This is a genomic window from Pseudoalteromonas sp. SG45-3 (assembly GCF_014164075.1).
Classification (GTDB): Bacteria; Pseudomonadota; Gammaproteobacteria; order Enterobacterales; family Alteromonadaceae; genus Pseudoalteromonas; species Pseudoalteromonas distincta.
On sequence record NZ_JACJEN010000001.1, the window covers coordinates 92,240 to 108,638 of the forward strand.

8 protein-coding genes and 1 pseudogene are annotated in these 16,399 nt (G+C 38.0%); 5 read left to right on the forward strand and 4 right to left on the reverse strand.

All coding sequences use genetic code 11. The features are described 5' to 3' along the window. Positions 1-14 precede the first annotated feature (14 nt). The 3 genes and pseudogenes from H5126_RS00445 to H5126_RS00455 form a co-directional block, all read right to left on the reverse strand. Entirely contained in the window at positions 15-3,302 is a 3,288-nt protein-coding gene (locus tag H5126_RS00445) for a tetratricopeptide repeat protein (protein WP_182721404.1), read from the reverse strand. Further along, positions 3,302-6,011: pseudogene (locus H5126_RS21620) on the reverse strand (endo alpha-1,4 polygalactosaminidase). Before H5126_RS21620 ends, H5126_RS00445 begins: the two are co-directional and overlap by 1 nt. Positions 6,012-6,316: 305 nt before the next feature. Continuing rightward, positions 6,317-9,022 (reverse strand): endo alpha-1,4 polygalactosaminidase, encoded by a 2,706-nt coding sequence (locus H5126_RS00455; protein WP_182721289.1) that lies wholly within the window; start codon positions 9,020-9,022, stop codon positions 6,317-6,319. Positions 9,023-9,543: 521 nt separating this feature from the next. Here H5126_RS00455 and H5126_RS00460 point away from each other — a divergent pair. The 5 genes from H5126_RS00460 to H5126_RS00480 all read left to right on the forward strand — a co-directional run bounded on the left by H5126_RS00460 (position 9,544) and on the right by H5126_RS00480 (position 15,500). Further along, positions 9,544-11,211 (forward strand): methyl-accepting chemotaxis protein, encoded by a 1,668-nt coding sequence (locus H5126_RS00460; protein WP_154903671.1) that lies wholly within the window; start codon positions 9,544-9,546, stop codon positions 11,209-11,211. A gap of 106 nt (positions 11,212-11,317) precedes the next feature. Then, on the forward strand, positions 11,318-11,833 hold the full coding sequence (locus H5126_RS00465) for a MarR family winged helix-turn-helix transcriptional regulator (protein ID WP_231388420.1): 516 nt from the start codon (positions 11,318-11,320) through the stop codon (positions 11,831-11,833). A gap of 133 nt (positions 11,834-11,966) precedes the next feature. Next, entirely contained in the window at positions 11,967-12,716 is a 750-nt protein-coding gene (locus H5126_RS00470; RefSeq protein WP_024596279.1) for an RIO1 family regulatory kinase/ATPase, read from the forward strand. 314 nt (positions 12,717-13,030) lie between these two features. After that, the gene (locus H5126_RS00475; protein ID WP_165724231.1) at positions 13,031-14,383 is read left to right on the forward strand and encodes a magnesium transporter; all 1,353 of its coding nucleotides are present in this window, start codon (positions 13,031-13,033) and stop codon (positions 14,381-14,383) included. Between the two features lie 55 nt (positions 14,384-14,438). Further along, positions 14,439-15,500 (forward strand): DUF21 domain-containing protein, encoded by a 1,062-nt coding sequence (locus tag H5126_RS00480; protein WP_024596278.1) that lies wholly within the window; start codon positions 14,439-14,441, stop codon positions 15,498-15,500. Between the two features lie 31 nt (positions 15,501-15,531). Here H5126_RS00480 and H5126_RS00485 read toward each other — a convergent pair whose 3' ends face one another. After that, positions 15,532-16,137, reverse strand: a complete 606-nt coding sequence (locus tag H5126_RS00485) for a TIGR04211 family SH3 domain-containing protein (RefSeq protein WP_002958928.1) — start codon at positions 16,135-16,137, stop codon at positions 15,532-15,534. Positions 16,138-16,399 lie beyond the last annotated feature (262 nt).

Consider the following 16,399-nt stretch of genomic DNA (forward strand, 5'->3'; position numbering starts at 1 on the left):
ACTCTCTCCTAACATTAAAAATGTACGTAATAACCTAATTGTAATTGTGTATCTGAGTTACCCACTTTATTACTACTTTGGTAACCCAGCTGTAATTTAAATAAATCATCGCCCAGTACAGACCAACCTGCGCCACTTGAAACTGATACATCTACTGTATCGTTAAGTGTTTGATAGCCAGTACTTATATCAAATAACCACGAAGGGCTTGCGCCTAAATAAGGAGGTTCTAATGAACCAGTTGAAGCAAATGAGGTCCCTAGTGCAAAACGTCTAAATGGTTGAAGGTCAACTCTTAGCGGTCTTCTGCTTGAATCTGTATTTATTAATGCATTAACACGTTCAAAGTCTTGCCATTGCGCACTAAAATAAGCGTTCCAAATTGGGCGGTCTTTTAAAATGCTGTATTGGTAACGAGCATTATATTCTTGGCCGCTTATTAGTGAGCTGCCATCGCTTCTTCGAGAAAAAGACATCGCTGCTGCTGATAGCTGTACGTTTTGTCTACCATCAATATTGTAGTTAACATAGGCCGTGGCTTTATCTAGCTGAGCATAGCTAAGTAGTGCTTCTGATTGGCGGTTTTCAACATTATATTCAAGCTTTAAACCTACCTGTGTTCGTGAATCCCATTGATAACGAGAGTCTATGCTAAGACCTTGGCGGCTAACTAAGCTGCCTTGGTGCGAATCTATTTTTGCATCAAAATACCAACGACCAAAGGTCATTTTATCTTCTATTGCAAACAGTAACCCGTTGTTATCAAGGTTTTGCTGATTACTTAAACTTAATTTCCATTGCCCATTAGCATAAGGAAAATAAACGTTTACATCGTACTGGCTACTGTTTAAACCAGCCTCTGGCGATAGGTTTATTTCAAGCGCTCTAAAATAGGATGCGCGTGCATTTCTGAGTAAACTCAATTGCGATTCATTTGCCTCGCCAGTGAGTTCTTCGTACCAACGTTGCATGGTGGCATAGGGTTGTTTTAAATAGAGTAGGGCGTTTAGCTCATCTAGTTTGCTTAGTGAACCTTCAGCTATAAGCTGTTTCGCTTTATTAAATTCGCCGTTGGTCATATAAAGTTGTAGTTTTTGCCATGGCTCTAATTTTTGTGCAGCTCGGCGTGCTAACCACCAGTTTGTTTGGGGCTCACCAATAGTGTCGGGGGCAAGTTCTTCCATTGTGTTTAATTGCATTAAATGAGGAACAGCCATCGCGCCCGCCCAGCGAAACATTAAGCCTCTGTATGCATATTTATCTTTAGGTAAGTGTTGCAGTAAATAGTGATTAAGTTCAGCAGCATTTGCATAATATCCAAGTTGTTTCATTACATCGGCTAAGTTAACCAGTGTTGTTAAGTCACTTGGCTCTGCAATGGCCAATTTACGCAAATAAAAGTAGGCACTGTTATATGACTTTTCGTGAATAGATAGGCTAGCTAAGAGCTGCGTCCACGCATAGGAAGTGTCGCTTTGAGAATAGCGCGTTAAAATGCGGCCAATCATTACAGTGTCATGCATTTGCAGCGCTAACCAACCTTGTGCAAGCACAACATCAGAGTCATATTCGCTTAATTTAGCAGCGCGGTTTAAAGTTGTATAAGCTGAATTTAAATCACTTTGGTTTTGATACCAATTAGAAAGAATTAACCAAGCAGGATAGAGAGCTTTATTATATCGTTGTTTATCAAGTTCAGCATGAATACGTGCAACTGATTTAGCATCATTTACTTGTGTGCTTAATAATGCAATTTGAATCAATTGACGGTCAGTTTGCGACTCACTTTTCCATAAATAATCAAGAAGCTCCTGAGGCCGACCTTCAAAGCGCAGTTGTTGGTAGTGCAGCATGTCGCCTACGCTCAAAGGACTTATTTTTTGTAACTTCTCTAATGCATATAGCTCATGAGCTTTGTCCTTAACTCGCATTGCCATGTCAACATTGGCGCTCCAAAACTCATCGTCAGAACTTTCATGTTTGTTTTTTAGTACTTGCAGAGCTGTAGAAAAGTCATCATCTAGCCAAAATGCGCGGGCAATCCAAAGTAAATCTTCTTCATTTTTAGGCCCTTTATATGTAGGCCACAAAGCTCTTAATGCTTTTAAATTACCAGTATCGTGAAGTACTTTTGCTTTCCAATATTGTGATAATGCACTTTTACCATTTATTTGCTCAAAGCGTTCAATATTATTTAATTCTTGCTTTGTGTTACCAATAAATTCGTTAGCTTGCATCCAATTAGCAAAGCCATTACCTTTTAGATTTCTATTTTGGGCTTTATATTCGTATATATCATTAGCGTCTTGGTATAAATATAAAGCGGTGGCATCGTTAATACTATCGGTAAGCATCGCAGGAGTTACAGCTTTGTTAGACATTAGCCATTTAAACTCTCGAAGTGCTTCTTTAGGCTTGTTTTGCCAGCGCTTTATCTTCCAATTTAATAAATGTAGCTCTTTGTCAGCTGGGCTTTGTAGTAATAGCTTTGCAAGTAATTGCTCTGCCCCTTTTGCATTTGCATTTGCTAAACGCAGGTGCATTGCTTGTGTTAAGTACTCGCTGTTATTTGGATCGGTCTTTAATAAACTTTCAATGGCTTGAGCCGCATCTTCTGTATTGCCTGCTAAGTTAGCCAAATAAAGTGTGCGTTTAATATTGGCTTGGTCGCCATAGGTTTTCCACCATGCATAAGCTTGTATCGGGTTATTTGCACCAAGTGCAGTTTCAATCGCTTTAGCTGCAATATCAGCATTTATATTTGTTTTATAAATAGCGAATGCTTTGTCTGGTTCGCCTGCGCTTAACCAGTAATCGGCTGCAAGGAGAGGCTGTTTATTTTTTTGATAGTACTGAGCAACTTTTGCATTTAACCCAACTGCTTTTGCAATAGTTAATATTTGTTCGTTCCAGTTTTTATGAGCACCAATTTTTAAAGATAACTCTTCAAAGCGGTCGTCAACTTTAGCACCGCTTGCTAGCCATAATGAGTAGAGCAGCTTTATTTCAAGTGTTGCTTTGCGCTCACCTCTAGGTAGCTTTTCAAGCTCGTTAGTAGCTTGTGAATACTCACTAAGCCCTATATGTAGCTCAACTAATTTTGCGCGTAGCTTTTCGTTGTCGGGCTCTGTATTGAGCGCTGCATTAAGGTAAGACTTCTCAAAGGTATAGTCTTGTGAAAGTGCATCATCTTCAAAAAATAAGGTATGTGGAAATAATGCATAAAGTGCAAAACAACTTACGGCTAATATCGCTAATATTGTTTTTACTGAAATTAACTGAGGGCGCTTTGTAGTATTCATTATAGTGCGGCTCCGTCGCAGTTAAGGTAACCATAAAAATCACCTGCAGGTATTTTGAAATGTGTTAATTTACCTCGGTTAATACCTTTAAAGTGCTCACCCAAACCAGATACAAACTCACAAGAGCGTGCATTAATTAAATCAAGTGAAGCGGGCACCCATGCTTTAAAACTAACCGGTCCGTTAACTTGCCAGTTATTAATAACAACATTTGCAGATGCTAAATAAGGTTTTTTACTATTTTGGCTATGATCAAAGCTAAGGCGAGCTATGTTATTTATAATATGTATGTAGTCACCTTTTTCAGTTACACCAGATACACCTTCACTTTGAGCTATGTTTGGCACATCAAAATCGGTAGGTATGCGCAGAGTGCGAATGTACTTTGAGCTAAATAACCATTCATTATTACTGTTTTTTGCAAGTGCAGAAAAGTAAAAATCTTTTGCTACTTTTGCATAGTGGCTTAAATGCACCGGTGTATTTGGCCTTGCTAAAACATAATCTATGTTGTGTTTTAGAGCGTCTAAGCCCGCAAGAACTTCACCTGAATAAAAGTGATAATAAATAGTGTAAGGTTTTAACCTATATGGCTTTTCTGTTATTTCGAATGTTTCGGTTAAGCGTCTAAAGCCGTAATAAGGGCCATGCCATAAGTTTGTGTAAACATTTTCATTTAATATGGGGGCATAAATTTGATACAGCAAATCTCTTTCAGGGCGACCGATAGGGGAGATGTGAGAAAGGCTTGGGTTATCAGCATTTACATCAGTATTACCGCCATTGACATTTAACACGCCAGCATCACGAGCCAGTTCAAGCGCTTTAGGACCAGGAGTTGCATCGCCTGACCATAACATCATCACTGTTTTTTTATTTTTAGGTGCGAGCTTGTCATTAATGTACTTTATCGAGTCGGTAATTTCTTTTTTAAGGCTAATTGTGTTGTAGCCAGGTACATCTAGATGAAAACCGTAATCAGTGTCGTCTTCATCTATTTTTTTTTGCCCAGATAGAGCAGTCCAAAAATAGGGGTGGCTATAGGTGTGTGAAGCAACTTCTACGTAAGGCAGGTTAAAAATACTACGCGCAATGCCTTCGAGTTTGGCACTTTGTTTAGAATGAATACCGCCTTCTTCAATATCAGCTTGGATCACTGATGACGTTAACGGTAGTTTGTAGTGTTTAATTATTTCATCTCGAATTACTTCTGCTGAATAAGGCTTACCTGCGTAGTGGGCAATACTTGTAAATCCATCTCCATCGATATGCAAAGTAAGCATTCGCCTGCCGCTTTCGGTGGTTGTATCTGGCACTAATATAGGTGGTAACCCCATTGCTTGAGTAAGCAATGTACGCGGATCAATAACCCATTTGCTGCCTTCCATCGGAAATGTATCAATTAGCCAAGGAGCAACCACGACTGCACCATATTTAGTTTTAGCCGCTTGTACAATTATTGTGTTATCAGCTGATTTTATTGTAATTAAAGGAGTCGCATTAGTTGCTAATTTTAGTAAATATGGTTTAACGATAGGGGGGAGGTGTTGTGGATTCTCCTTTGAGCCAAGGTGCAAAGCTATCTTGTTTATATGGACCTTCAGGTAGTGTGTTTAACGACTCAATACCCATGTTAAATAGTAATTTAGTTGACTGTGGTAACTCGCCTAAAATAAGTTCTGGCACAACACCTAAATTAGCTTCAAGCCAATTGGTAAGTGTTGGGGTGTAAAATGCATCGCTTGAGGTCCACGAAATAATACCGGCATGTAAGCTAGGGTCAACCAAAGGTAAGTCGCGTTTTGCCATATCTATGTAATCAGGTATGTACCCCAAATACTCAATCATGGTCGCAAGCTTTAAGTGTACGGTAGTGTATATGAGTGGTTTTACGTTACTGTTATAAGGGATTAAAATGCGCCTAGGGATCGGCGTAATTGATGATGTGCCCCACGTTTGCAAGTGACCGTCGGTCACCCACGGATTGAAACCTGCGTCTATAATATTTTGTGCCATAGTAAGGCGATTACCGGGCTTTGCATAATCAATAACTTGGACGTTGAGGCCTAAACTTTGTGCTGTTTTTAATTGTGCGCTTAGCCAATCTTGGTCGTTTTTGTTGGTCACTTTATAGCTATTGTCGGTTGGATTGAAGTGGCTATACAAACCCTCAGCAACTAAGTCACTTGCTAAATTAGCGAGTTTAGGCAATAACTCAAATCCCCGATTGAGGATAAGGTGCTTATCAAAAGTCTCAGATAGTGAGCTTATTATGGTGACTAACCCAGCTTGTTGATCGGGTTTACTGTGTGTAGCATCTAATAGCTGATAGCTATCTAGGGTATCTAAAAATAAGCCGCTAAAGCCGCGTGCTTTTAATGCCGCAGCGCTACTTTTAATATGTTGTTGCCAATGTGCTGATGCTAAATCGGCAATATGGCTATTCCAGTTAGGGTTAACTGCGAGTGAAGACTTACTTTCAATAAACGACTCACCAACACTTAAATAAGCATAGACAGCAATATTACGCTGTTTAAACCAATTAAGTTCGTGCTCAGTCACAAGATCAGGCTGGACTACAACGCGAGAATAAAAGGTCATTTCGGCTAATGGCATCGGTGCTGAGTAGTAAAATGCAATACTATTATTCACAGGCTTTGCAAATACTTGACTAGAAATTAAAAGCACTAGGTATAAAAAATATTTCATTAGTAATTCATTTCAATTAATTTATAACTGTGGCTCAAAGTAATGCGGTCCAATTTATCTAGCTATTTGGTATTAGTAATATAGGGTTATTATATGTTAATGGAAGATTAATTTCTACATGTTAATTCAACCATATACTCAAGGGGTATAATAACATGCTGGTTTGATTAACTCACCACAATAAAACCCATTGGTTTGCCACTCGAGTTATTAAGAGCAACCTACAAACCTATACTTAGAAAAACGATAAAAGAATGTATCAATATGTTACTTACAATAAGAGCTTAGTTTTTTATTACTCACCATCAAGCAGCTCTTTTACATTTTAAGTAACCGTAGAATTGACCTTTTGGCAGACTAAACTGTGTGATATCAGCATTTGATTTACCTTTAAAGCGCTTTCCATCATTAGAAACAAACTCACAAGAACGCCCATTAACTAAATCAATTTTAGCAGGCACCCAGGCTTTAAAACTGACAGCTCCATTCACTTGCCAATTATCCATGGAGACATTAGCTGAAGCTAAATACGGTACATTGTTTTCTTGGCTGTGATCAAAGCTAAGCTTTGCTAAATCATCAGTTATATGAATGTAATTACCCTTTTGAGTGACGCCGGATATTCCTGAACTTTGAGCTACATTAGGAACATCAAAATCATTGGGAATACGTAATGTTCGAATACTTTGAGAGCTAAAAACCCATTCGTTATTGCTGTTTTTAGCAAGAGCTGAAAAATAAAAGTCTTTAGCTATTTTTGCATACTGGCTTAAATGTACTGGCGTATTCGGTCTTGCAAGTACGTAGTCTATATTATATTTCAGGGCATCAAGTCCAGCAGGTAGTTCACCAGAATAAAAATGAAAGTAAATACTATAGGGTTTTAATCTGTATGGTTTTTCTGTAATTTCAAATGTTTCGATTAGGCGCTTAAAACCATAATAAGGCCCATGCCACAAGTTGGTGTATACGTTCTCGTTAATAATGGGTGCATAAATTTGGTATAACAAGTCACCTTCAGGTCGTCCAATTGGCGATACATTTGTAAGAGTTGGGTTATCAGCTTTTACTGAAGTATTACCACCATTCACGTTGAGCACGCCAGCTTTTCTTGCTATGGCTAAAGCCTTTGGTCCTGGAACCGCATCGCCTGACCATAGAATTAATACTGTTTTTTTATTCTTTGGCGTCAGTCGTTCATTAATATATTGAATTGACCCTGAAATTTCTTTTTCTAAATCGACAGAGAGATACCCAGGAATATTTAAATTAAGTCCGTATTTCGTATCATCTTCATCTATGTTTTGTATCCCTGATAGCACTTTCCAAAAGTAAGGGTGGCTGTATGTGTGTGATGCAACCTCTACATAAGGTAGTTTAAATATATCTCTTGCAACTTGCTCAAGTTCTTCACTTTGTTTTGGATGTAAGCCGTTAGGCTCTATGTCTGCTTGTATTATGGAGGATGTTAATGGCAATTTGTACCTTTTTATTATTTCATCGCGAATAACTTCTGAGTTGTATGGCTTACCTTTGAAGTGCGCAACGCTACTAAATCCATCGCCATCTATGTGCAAAGTTAACATACGCCTTCCGCTCAGAGTCGTTGTATCAGGAGCTAATATTGTGGGTAAATTTAGTACTTTTGTTAACAAGTTCTTAGGGTCTATCACCCATTTACTGCCTTCCAGTGGTAAATTATCAATTAGCCAAGGGGCTACTATTATGCCACCTAGTTTAGTCTTACTTCCTTGCGCTAGGATTTTACCATTTGCTGAACTAATGCTAATTAACGCTGTGGCGTCTGAGGTTAACTTAAGGGAATTTGGTCTGATAATTACAGGTGCTTTTGTAGTTTCACCTTTTAGCCAATCGGCAAAGTATTTAACTTCATAAGGGCCAGGTTGCGCATTATTTATATTTTCTACGCCTAAACTAATCAGTAATTTATTTGATTGAGGTAATTCCCCTAATATTAGCTCCGGTACTATTTTTAAACCCCCTTCCAGCCATTTAATAATCTCAGTACTATAAAATATACTATGAGTAGTCCAAGAAATAATGCCGGCATGTAAACTGGGATCTATTTTAGGTAAACTTTCTTTAGCTACATCTACATAATCAGGAATATACCCTAAGTATTCTATGACTGTAGCAAGCTTTGAATGAACGGATTTTTTAACTAAGGGTGAAATATCGCTATTATAAGGGATTAATATTCGCCTAGGCACAGGTGTTATCGATGATGTACCCCATGTTTGTAAGTGCCCATCTGTCACCCATGGATTAAAACCTGCATCTATAATCTTTTGTGCCATAGCGAGGCGGTTATCGGGCTTTGCATAATCAATAATTTGGACGTTGAGGCCTAAGTTTTTTGCTTTTTTTAATTGTGCGCTTAGCCAATCTTGGTCGTTTTTGTTGGTCAGTTTATAGCTATTGTCGTTTGGGTTGTAATGGCTATATAAACCTTCCGCCACTAAATCATTGGCTAAATCAGCGAGTTTAGGCAATAACTCAAAGCCCCGGTTGAGAATAAGGTGCTTATCAAAAGTTTCAGATAGAGAGCTTATTATGGTGACTAATCCAGCTTGTTGTTCGGGTTTACTGTGCTTGTCATCTAAAAGTTGATAGCTGTCTAGAGTATCTAAAAATAAGCCGCTAAAACCACGTGCTTTTAATGTCTCAGCGCTCCTTTGAATATGTTGTTGCCAATGTGCTGATGCTAAATCGGCAATATGGCTATTCCAGTTGGGGTTTATACTAAGTGAGGACTTATTTCTATTAAAAGACTCGCCAACACTTAAATAAGCATAAACAGCAATATTACGTTGTTTCAACCAATTAAGTTCGTGCTCAGTGACGTGTTCTGGCTGAACTACAACGCGTGAATAAAAGGTCATTTCGGCTAGAGGCATAGGGTATGAATAGTAAAATGCAATACTATTATTTACAGGCTTTGCAAATACTTGACTAGAGATTAAAAGCACAAGATATAAAATATATTTCATTAGTAATTCATTTTTATTAATTCATAACAGTGGCTCAAAACAATATGTTTCAATCTATCTGGTTATTTGGTACTAGGAAGATAGGGTTATTATATGTTAATAAAAAATTAATCTCTACATATTAATTTAACCTTGAGGTCAATGTTTATACTCGCTTACAAATAATCTAACTCGCTGCAATTAAAACTAATTGACTTAAATAAAAGCAGTAAGGCTACGTGGATATTATTTATAGAGAGTGTTTTAAATAATGGATAAACGTTGGATGAATTATTTTTATTAAGACTAAGGTCTCTGCGTTATTGGTGTCTAAAATGCCGAGTTGGGATTATAATATGGCTAAGCTGACTTCTAACTAACTTGGTCCTACCTAATTTTACCTATGCTTTTCTTAATATAAGTTTAAAGCGATATAAATGAGCGAAGTTATTTTGGGCAAATAAGTAAATCTGCAAACTATATTCGTTTTGCTAGATTTTAGTTGTTGCTGCACACACACCTTTATTCACCTCGGAGAAAAAATGAGTAATTTAAGCTTGAAAAACAAATTGCTGTTACTAGCTATTTTACCGCTAATGCTACTTTTAATCAGCTTAATGCTGAGTTCTTATTATTTAGAGAATAAAAATCAGCAACAAAATTTTGAAGCATTTCAAACTAAGTTAATAAGTGACAAGCAAACGTTACTAAGTACCGAAATTGAAATTGCTAGCAAAATTGTTCGCTATCAATTAGCAAATGGCTCTGAGCAAGATGCTAAAAACGCTTTAAGAGACTTAACATTTGGCCAAGGTGGTTACTTTTTTATATACGACACCAATGGCATTAGTGTTTTTCATGCATTACTAGGTGATGCTATTGAAGGGCAAAACAAAATAGGGATGACTGACCCTAACGGTAAAAAAATAATAGTGGGCTTATTAGAGCAAGCTAGAAAAGGCGGTGGCGCTTTTAACTATCATTTTCAAAAACCAAATACCACAGGCTTAGTTGAAAAGATGGGCTATGCAGCAATGATACCAGGCACAAACTGGATGATTGGTACTGGCGCATATATGGATGATATAGACGCAGAGCTACTTAAATACCAAACAGCAATGCAAAAGCACATGAATGATAAGGTAATGACCTTATTATTAATTGCTTTATTTTGGGTTGTTTTAACAATTATATGTGCGTTAGTTGCCGCAAATACAATGGTAAAACCAATACAGCGCATGGCGCAAAGCCTTGACGATATTGCAAAAGGTGAGGGCGACTTAACCAAGCGTCTAGACATTGATACTAACGATGAAATAGGCCAACTTGGCGAAGCATTTAATATGTTTGTAAGTAAGCTACATGGCATTATTGCTAATGTGGTTGATGTAACACACGATGTAAAAACAGCTTCTGGTGACATAAATACACAAACACGATTAATTGAAGACAAGTTACTTAATCACAATCATGAAACAGATCTTGTTGCGACGGCTATTACCGAAATGTCGGCTACTTCTCATGAGGTGGCTCAAAATACAAACCAAGTGGCAGAGTCAACTCAAGCGGCAACGCAAGAAGTTGCTAAAGCTCAAGAGTGTGTTGATATTTCACTCAGTGAGGTGTCCAATCTAATGGGCGAGATAAACCTAGCCGCTGAACAGGTTGATTCACTCAGTGATCAATCTAAAAAGATTAATAGTGTACTAAGCGTAATTGGTGGAATTGCCGAGCAAACAAACTTACTTGCACTCAATGCTGCAATAGAAGCTGCGCGAGCAGGTGAGCAAGGCAGAGGGTTTGCAGTTGTAGCCGATGAAGTAAGAAGCCTAGCAAGTCGTACTCAAGTTAGCACACTAGAGATTAGTGAAATGTTGAGTGAGCTACATAATTTAGTATCAGATGCAGTTGCAGCAATGCAAGCAAGCCAAAGTAGTTGTAATCGCTCTGTTGAATCCTCTCGTGCTATTTCAGAAAGTTTAGGCGCTGTAACAAGCTCAGTTAGATCAATTAACGACATGAGCACACAAATTGCGACAGCGGCGCTGGAGCAAAGTAGCGTTACAGAAGAAATAAACCGTAATGTATTTGCTATTCAAGAAATAGTTAATGAGCTAACTATTTCAAGTAAAACCACCTCTTCAGTTGGTCAGCATTTAGCTGGGCGTGGTGAAAGCTTAGGACACTTAGTTGGCCAATTTAAAATTTAACAAAGCTTAAAGCCCTACACTAAAAGCCGCTAATAGCGGCTTTATTTTTGTGGGCGATTTTTTATAAAAATTATTGAATTTTTTGTATGCGTTAAGGTCTATCAGCATGCAAATATACTTATACAGTGGAATAACCATGCAAAACATGCCATCAATTAAACGTTGTACTCGAGAAGAGTTAGCGCCAGAGCAAGATTTGGGGCGTTTAGTCTCTTTTTTACGTTCGAGATTAGCCATTCATGTTGATGCCAAGTTACTTCCTATGGACTTAACTTCTGCGCAATATATTGTGGTTGTACTACTTGCGAGAGAGTCGGTTAATACGCTTGCAGGACTTTGCGAGTATATGGTTTATGATCGTGGCGCTATGAGCCGCTTACTAAACCGACTTGAAGAAAAAGGACTCATTATTAAAACGCAATGTGAGCTTGATAAGCGCTCAACTATTTTGTGTTTAAGTGAAAAAGGTAAAGCTCTTTGTCCTGAAATTATGCCTGTAGTGAACGAAGTCTATGCGCAAGCATTAAGTGGTTTTTCGGAGCCAGAAAAAAACCAAATAATCGACTTACTATTCAAAGCTATAAATAATCTTGATTCACTGCCAGACTCCCCCCAAAAGTAGATTATCAATAAAATAGCGATACTGTTTCAATAGAAAGTTAGCGTGCTAATTAGTTGATCTGATTGTGCGCAGAATCTAACTTTGATAATATAGTTGCCTAGGCAATTAAGGTTATCATCTTGTTAGGTTTGTTATGATTGAAAATAATTTGTTAGTACAATTACAACAGCAATTTCCAGAACATACTTTTATGCAACATCACTTAAGTGTTGTCCATAAGGGACGTTTTGCTAACGCGATTGTGTATCGATATAAAGATAATGAATTTGATTTAATCGTTAAAGATTTTAGCCAAAGCCCCTGGTTTATCCGCAAAACATTTGCACGAATGTCGGTAAATCAAGAGTATAAAGGGTTGAGCCGTTTAGCAGAGCTTGATGCAGTTGCTAACCGCTTTTGTAGATTGTCGCCGATAGCGGTTGCTTATAACTATATTGAAGGCACGCCACTGCGCGCTTTAATTCATGAAGACAAAACACTACCTGTTAACTTTTTTAGTGAGCTTGAGCGTCAAGTAGCAAAAATGCATCGCAAAGGCATCGTGCATTTAGACTTGCGTAATATGGGTAATATTTTATGCGGCGCAGACGGTAAACCTTACTTTATTGATTTTCAGTCCACTATTAGCTTTTCTCGTTTTCCACGTTGGTTGCAACGCTTTATGCGAGGATCTGACATGTCAGGCGTATATAAAGCATGGAATAAATTGGGTGAGCAGCCTCTGCCACAAAAAAAGCAAGACTATTTAGAGCGCTTTAATCACGTGCGTAAACGCTGGATTTTTAAAGGTTACCCAATACAGCGTGGCTATGCGTGGGGCACTGCACTTATTACTCAATTTGTAGATTCTGACTTAGTACGAAATATTACTGATAGACTTTAATTTAAAGCATAAACCGTAATTTAAAAACACCTAATTCATTGTGTGATTTTGCCCATATTAGCCTAGCTAATATGGGATTTTTTTTATTATAAGTAATCCCTTTAGTTTGTTTACTTGTTGTTTAATCCCTCAAAAATAATTCCTTTTACTGTTTTTTTAATTTTTTAAAATAAATATTAGTACTGCATTTAGTTTGCCCATACAATGCGCAAAAATAGCTTGCGCATGCTTAATAAGTTCACGTTTTTTCTGCAATTTTTTATTGTTCAAGTAGACTATAAATAATGTGCGCTTTTAAATTTTAAGGTTTTAAGATGATTGAGTATCCGGTAGACCAACTTCCACAGCTCATAAATGATTTATTGCAATGCGATACAACAGAACGCAAAAATAAATTATTAGCAGATGCGCAGTTAACGCTTTCAACAGAGCACCTGTCATTACTTTTTGAGGCGATACCAAAAGAGCAACGACTTGAAATTTGGCAGTTGCTTGATGAAGACACGCAACACGAAATTTTTGTTAATTTAAGTGAAGATAGTTGTTTGTGGTTGCTACAAACGCTAGAAGACACTGAGGCTTTTAAACTTCTTGATGAAGTTAATGTAGAAGAGCTACTGGAACTTGAAGAAGTTATACCAGAGCGATTTGTTGAGTATGCAAAAAAGCAACTCGATGAAGCGCAAACCAAACAATATGATTTAGCGCAGCAATACCCGCCAGAGCAATTAGGTCACTGGTTAGGTTTTGACTTTTTAAAAGTATCGGAGAAGCTAACAGCCGGTGGTGCTAAAAAATTGCTACACAAAGGTTTACCGCAATACAGTGAAGTTATTTATTTAGTAAGCCGCAAGGGTAGTTTAATAGGTGAGGTTGCGGTAAATGATTTAATAAAAGCCAGCGACACCGATAACTTAATGACATTGGCAAATCATGACTTTTCATCGCTCCATGCTGATGATGATTTATATGAAGCGGCAGAAGTGGTGATCCACAGTGAAAAAATGGCACTGCCAGTGGTTAATGTTGATAACAAATTACTTGGGCGATTAACCATTGCCTCTGCTTATGAATTACGACAAGAAATTGCTGATGAAGCAGCCGCTAAAGCCGGTGGTTTACGTGAAGACGAAGACCTGTTCGCAAGTGTGCGAAAAAGTGCTAAAAACCGTGGCATATGGTTAGGTATTAATTTAGCTACTGCCTTTTTAGCGTCGTGGTTTATCGGTTTATTTGGCGCAACGATAGAACAAGTTGTAGCACTAGCGGTATTAATGCCAGTGGTCGCTTCTATGGGGGGAATTGCAGGTAGTCAAACATTAACCGTTATTGTGCGAGGTTTAGCGCTTGGACAGGTTACAGATTCAAACCGTAATGCGTTGCTTAAAAAAGAGCTGCGTGTTGGCGCTGTAAATGGCTTGGTATGGGCGTTTGTAATCGGCCTACTTACCTTTTTATGGTTTAACGACTTAATGCTTAGTATTACGATTACGGTAGCCATATTATTGAATTTAGTGGCCGCGTCACTAGCAGGTGTTGTTATTCCGTCTATTTTAGACAAAATGAAAATTGATCCTGCGTTATCTGGTTCGGTAATTTTAACTACCGTTACCGATATTGTTGGGTTTGTTACCTTTTTAGGTTTAGGCAGTTTATTGCTTTTATAAGCCTTATACCAATTCGCTTAATTAAGTGAATTGGTATTACTAACAGGAAAATACAATGACCTTTGAAGTCATGATTTGGTGTGCAATTGCTTTGTGTATTTCACAATCGGCAATATTTTCGGGCTTAAACTTAGCGTTTTTTTCACTAAGTAGGCTTCAGCTTGAAATGGAAAGTGCAAAAGGGAACGAGGCGGCCATAAAAGTCATGGCCCTTCGAAACGACTCTAACTTTTTATTATCGACTATTTTGTGGGGTAACGTAGGTATTAACGTACTACTTACACTACTTTCTGATTCGGTATTAATGGGCGCAAGTTCGTTTTTATTCTCAACTATCGCAATTACTATTATTGGTGAAATAACACCACAGGCTTATTTTTCGCGTAATGCGTTAAAAATGGCGAGCCTACTTTCGCCGTTAATTAAGTTTTATCAGATTCTGTTTTATATAGTTGCTAAGCCAACGGCTTTAATACTCGATGCATGGTTAGGCAAAGAGGGGATTACGTACTTTGCTGAAAGTGAGCTCAGGGGTATTATTCGCAAACACATAGAGGCTGAAGAAGCTGATGTTCAACACGTTGAGGGAATAGGCGCGCTTAACTTTTTTAGCTTAGATGAAATAAGCGTAACCAAAGAGGGTGAGGTAATTGATCCAGACTCGATTATTGCTTTGCCTACTAAGCTTGATTTGCCTATTTTCCCAGACCTTACATTAACAACTGATAATGAGTTTTTACGCAAACTACATAAGTCAGGTTATAACTGGGTGATCATTACCAATGAAGACGGTTGGCCTTTATTAGTGGTAGATGCTGACGGCTTTTTAAGATCAGCGTTATTTGAGCCAGATACGTTTGACCCTTATCACTATTGTCACAGACCTATAATTGTTGCTGATGAAGCGATGCGTTTGAGTGAAGTGATTTTAAAAATACGGGCTAATCATTCTTTAGATAAATCGTTTGATGGGGCCATTGATCACGATGTGGTATTAGTGTGGAGCGATGTGAAACGCATTATTACCGGCGCTGATATATTTGGTCGGTTGCTCAAAGGTATGAGTGCACCAAAACTCGAACTGCATGAAAGTACAGAGAATAAAAAGCCGCTGTAAAGCGGCTTTTTGTATTTAGTTGGATGGAGCTTTACGCCCAACCTTCGTAGCGCTTACGACGTGACAGCACTATCGTTAATATAATACCTAAAAACAGGCCTAAAAACGCAATAGCACCACCGTAAGTCAGTAGCTGGCGTTTCTCTTTTGAGCTAGCAGCTTCTTTTTGAGTGCGCTCTTGCTCTAGCGTTGTTTTAAGCTTAGTAATTTGAGCAGATAACTGCAGATTTTGATCTGTTAAAGTTTGGTTTTGTTCTTGTAGCTGTGGAAGTTCTATTTGAGCTTGACGTAGCTTTTCTTGCATAGTGCTCATTTCGCTACTTAGTGTTTTGTACTGTTGGTGTAAGCCCGCTGTTTTAGTAATAAACTTAGTTTCTATCCAGCCTTCGCGGTCTTTATCATCTTTAATCTTTATAAAGCCGTTTTCTTCATTTGATAACAAGGTTAACTTTGTTCCAGCATCTACAGAGCCGAGTAGTCGATAATTTTTACTCGCCCCAGAGCGCATAAAAGTGTATAGATTATCGATAATATAAGCGGTGTTTGCATTCGTTGAATTTGCAGGTTGTGCTTCTTGTGCATAACTCATGAATGTGGTGGCTGTTAAAAGTAGCCCTAATAAACAATGTTTTAGCATTTATCTACCTTGTTGATCTAACTGCGTCCGTTATGAACGTGATTTTTATTTCACATAAGTAGTTAGATAGTATGGATTAAATAGATCAATAGCAAGACTGATATTGTAACCCAGTACGGTAACGCAGGAGTAGTTATCGAGTCCACTAGGTTACAAGCCTCACGCTATGATTAAATTGCTCCTAGATAGAACGAAATTTAATCCACAAAGGTCATCAGGCCCTAAAATAAGGTTAAAAAATTTGCATTGTTAAGGCGCTTTG

Bases quoted from the DNA above. Each gene is read 5' to 3' on its own strand.
- H5126_RS00465 (WP_231388420.1), top strand. From the start codon at position 11,318: ATGCAAATATACTTATACAGTGGAATAACCATGCAAAACATGCCATCA.
- H5126_RS00445 (WP_182721404.1), bottom strand. From the start codon at position 3,302: ATGAATACTACAAAGCGCCCTCAGTTAATTTCAGTAAAAACAATATTA.
- H5126_RS00460 (WP_154903671.1), top strand. From the start codon at position 9,544: ATGAGTAATTTAAGCTTGAAAAACAAATTGCTGTTACTAGCTATTTTA.
- H5126_RS00485 (WP_002958928.1), bottom strand. From the start codon at position 16,137: ATGCTAAAACATTGTTTATTAGGGCTACTTTTAACAGCCACCACATTC.
- H5126_RS00470 (WP_024596279.1), top strand. From the start codon at position 11,967: ATGATTGAAAATAATTTGTTAGTACAATTACAACAGCAATTTCCAGAA.
- H5126_RS00475 (WP_165724231.1), top strand. From the start codon at position 13,031: ATGATTGAGTATCCGGTAGACCAACTTCCACAGCTCATAAATGATTTA.
- H5126_RS00480 (WP_024596278.1), top strand. From the start codon at position 14,439: ATGACCTTTGAAGTCATGATTTGGTGTGCAATTGCTTTGTGTATTTCA.
- H5126_RS00455 (WP_182721289.1), bottom strand. From the start codon at position 9,022: ATGAAATATATTTTATATCTTGTGCTTTTAATCTCTAGTCAAGTATTT.